Genomic DNA, 3,995 nt, shown 5'->3' with positions numbered 1-3,995 from the left:
CGGCACGCAGATAGCCGCGCCCCCAGGGACCGCCCTGCGGGTCGAACACGCTCACGCTGTCGATCAGGCGCAAGCGGCCCTGGGGGATGGCCGGGGTGCGCTGGTGGCAGCCGGCCAGCTCGAACCCATCGCCGAAGCAGGCGAAGGCGCGGCCGGCGGTCCAGAGATCGAGCTGTTCGGCGGTGAAGGCGCGGTGGCGTGACGGGCAGGGCAGCGGGTCGAGGCGGGCGCCGGCCTTCGGCCGATCCTCCTCGGCGCTCCACAGCACGCCGCCGGAGTTGGCGAGTTCGCGGTCGGTGAAGAATCCGGCCTGACCGTTGCGGACCGACAGGACCAGCCGGTCGCCGATGCGGCAGTCGTAATGGAAGAAGAACAGCCCGACCTCGCCCATGCGGGCATGGCCGTCGATGTGGATGTCGTAGCGCAGCGTGTCGCCGACGCGGGGGAGGCCACCCTCATGGCAGGTCATCTCGCAACCCAGCAGGCGGTAGACGCGCTCGCCCCTGTTGCGCAAATCGGCGCCGAGCCAGGAGATCAGCAGCAGGTCGGCCTGCCCGGATTCGATGGCGAGACCCACCGGCATGCGGCCGTTGTGCAGATACCAGGCATCGGGCGTCACGTCCGTTTCGGTGACGATGGAGCCCAGCCCCATGCTGCCCGGCTCGCCGGCGATGGAGACGACGCGGTCGACCAGCAGCAGGGGCGGCTCCGGCATGCGGACCTGACGGGCATAGCCGTCCTGCTGCGCGAACAGCGGGCCGAAGATGTCGGATATTTTGCCGGAGGCGAGGATTTCCAGCTGGGTGCGATCCCAGAGGGGGGAAAGTCTCCTCTCCCCCTCGGGGAGAGGGAGGACGGACAGCCCCGGTATGCCGAAGCCGTTCAAGTAGGTTCTGTGCAGGTCCGATGCGGTCTTCAGGTAGCCGGTGTGAAGCTCCGCCGTCCGGGCGAGGATGCGGGCGATCGGACTGTCGGTCGTCGGGGCCGGCGCCGATGCCGCTTCGGATGCCACCGGCTCCGGCGCTTCGTCCTGCGGGCGGCGGGCGGCCAGATCGGCGGGCGGCAGGCCGGCGACCGGCGGCAGCGGCGGTGCCGGGGGCATCGGTTGTCCCAGGGTCACCACCACCGGGGCGGCATGGGCGGCGAAGGTCAGGGGCAGGGCCGGCGGCGGCGTGGTGCGGCGCTCCAGGCGGCGGGCGACCTCGGCCATGGCGGGGTCGAGTCCGGCGGTGAACAGGTCTGCTGCGACGTGGGCCAGCTGCTCCAGGGGCGCGCGGCCGGGATGGTCCAGGCTGACCGCCAGATGCTCGTGGCCGGACAGGGTTGCGGCAATGGCGCGGGACAGGGCATTGCGCGGGCCATGCTCGACGAAGATCCGCACGCCGTCGTCATGGGCGCGGCGGATGGTGCGGGGGAAATCCACCCGCTCCAGCGCCTGACGGGTCAGAGCCTCCGCGCACAATGCGGTGGAGGGCGTGTAGGACCGGCCGAAAGCGTTTGCATAGACGGCGATGCCCGTGGCCGGCGTGGTCTCGCGGCTGTGGATGCGGCGCCAGAGCGGGGCGCAGGGTTCCAGCTCGGCGCAATGCACCACCATATCCTGGCCGAGCGGCAGGGCGCGGTGCGCCCCGATGCGGGAGATCGCATGCCGGCAGGCCCCGGCATCACCGCCGATCACGCAGTCCTGCGGCGCGTTGACGATGGTGATCGACACGCGGGAGAGGCCGGCCAGCGCCGCCTCCACCTCGCCGACGGGGGCGAGCAGGCGCCAGTTGCGCCAGTCGGCGGTGCCCGGCTGCCCCCAGAACTGGGCCGCGGCGAGGCAGTCGCCGGTCAGATGGCGGCCATAGATGCCGGAGGCGGCGATCTCCGCGAACATCGCGCCCATGTCGCTCCAGACACCGGCGGCGAACAGCGCGTTGGTCTCGCCGGAGGACAGGCCGAGCACCGCCTGGGGCCGCAGGCCGAGAACGCTGCGGCTGACCTCCGCATGGGTCTGGCAGATCAGCGCACAGCTCTGCAACTGGGCCATCGCGTCGAGCGGGGCGGCGGACCCGTAGAGACGCTCCGCCGCACGGGCCAGGATGGGAAAGCGTTCGGTGACGGCCCGGCCGATGTCCGGCATCGACAGGAGCAGCTCGCGGCCCATGCCCTCGTAAGCCGCGGCAGCGCCGGTGAAGACAAGCGCGAGCGCGCCGCCGAGCGGCCGTTCGCGGAACCGGATGCCGTCGGCGGCGGCCGTGCGCCCTTCGGCAAGGGAGAGCGCGCGGGACAGGGTGTCAGCTTCCTTGTCGGCCTCGCAGGCGAAGGACAGGCGGACAGGGCCTTGCCCACCATCCGCGCCACGCCGGATGCGTTCGCACAGCTCGATGCGGGTGGCGGCGGCGAACCAGCGCAGGCGCACCGGGGGCGGCGGCAGGGCGGGGTGGACGGCGGTGCCGCTTTCGACGAGAAGCGCATCGGCCGCTCCGCCCAGGGCTTCGACGGTGACGCGGGCGCGCAAGGGGCCGGCGCTCAACCGGGGGCGGGCTGGGCCGCTGGAGGGTTGCAGGCGTCCGCGGCAGGCGACGATGGCGGCGGCGACATGCAGCAGGCCGGACGCCGCGTGGGCGTGGCCGAAGCGGCCGGTGACCGGGCTGGCGCCCTGCGGACCGTCCTTCGGGCCGGCGATGGTGAACTCCGATTCCCCATCGGCCGAAAGGTCGAGGATGGCGTGGATCGTCTCGTCGGCGGCCGAGGCGTCTCCCACGCGGCGCAGGACCAGGGCCACCGCGGCATCGCTGGGCGTGGCAAGGTCGGGGCGCAGTGCGGCCAGGGCGCTGCGGTGGACCGGTTCGCAGGACAGGTCGACGGCGCCGACGACCGCCGCATCCAGCTCGCCGGTCACCAGGGCGCGGGCGGCGATCCGCAGGGACGCGATGCCCGACAGCTCCTCGGCCGACACCGAATGGCTCGGGCCGCGCCAGTCGAACTGGGCGTTGAAGCGGTTGGCGACGATGTTGGGCATGGTGCCGATGACGCCGGCCGCGTTCAGCGGCGGGCCGAGATCGACGCGGGCGTCGGGGCCGCAGAGGTCGGCGAGACGCACGCCCAGGCCGCGCCGTGCCACCTCGGCATCGCAGCCCATGCCCATCAGCACGCCGGTGGTGGCGGCCGGCAGGGCGGGGCAGTCGGCGACCGCCTGCCCCACGGCCGTCATCGCCAGCAGTTGCTGCGGCAGGGCATGGTGAAGGTCTGCCGGAGGAACGCGGGTGGCGGCGAGGTCCAGCGTGATGCCGTCCAGGGCGCGCGGGGCGTCCGGGGTTGGCGGGGCGGCCAGTGCCGCGGCGAAATCGTCACAGCCGGTGGCGGCGGCGGTGACGACCGACAGCCCGACGACGGCCACGCGCAGAGGCGGCGGGGATGCGGCCACCACCTGGATCGTCGAAGGGGAGGGCTGCCATTCCTCCAGGACCAGATGCGCGTTGTTGCCGCCGAAACCGAAGGCGCTGATGCCCGCGCGGCGGGGGCCGTCCGTCTCCCACGGCTCCGCCCGGCCGAGCAGGCGGAACGGGGAGCCGGCGATCCCGTCCAGCGGCGCGGCGTCGGCGTGCAGGGTGGGTGGGCGGATGCCGGCCGCCATCGCCTGGACCACCTTGACCATGCCGGCCAGACCGGCGGCGGCGATCAGATGGCCCAGGTTGGATTTCAGCGACCCGATGGGGACGCCCTCACAGCCGGCGAAGACCCGCCCCATGCTGGCGATTTCGGTGGCATCGCCCACCGCCGTTCCGGTGGCGCGACCAGCCCGGCCGGCATGTTCAGCAGATAGATCATCGCCGGCACCAGAAGAAACCCGCCGCCGATGCCCATGATCGCCACCAGCATGCCGCCGACCGCACCGATCCCCGCCGGCAACAGGGCGGAGATATACAGCTTGGAGCGCTGGAACCGCATCTTGAAGGGCAGGCCATGCAGCCAGATGTGGCGGTGCAGCTTGCCGCGCCTGGCCGTCG

At 72.8% G+C, this 3,995-nt stretch carries 2 protein-coding genes; both read right to left on the bottom strand.

Translation table 11 applies throughout. The features are described 5' to 3' along the window. The coding region (locus tag I71_RS02385; protein WP_280109836.1) for a beta-ketoacyl synthase N-terminal-like domain-containing protein at positions 1-3,763 on the bottom strand (3,763 nt) is incomplete at its 3' end. Further along, a partial coding sequence (locus I71_RS02380; RefSeq protein ID WP_042689843.1) for a TSUP family transporter occupies positions 3,688-3,995 on the bottom strand: 308 nt, incomplete at its 5' end. The genes I71_RS02380 and I71_RS02385, both read right to left, overlap by 76 nt.

The organism is Azospirillum sp. B506 (genome assembly GCF_000333595.1).
GTDB lineage: Bacteria > Pseudomonadota > Alphaproteobacteria > Azospirillales > Azospirillaceae > Azospirillum.
This window is presented reverse-complemented; position numbering and strand designations above follow the sequence as displayed.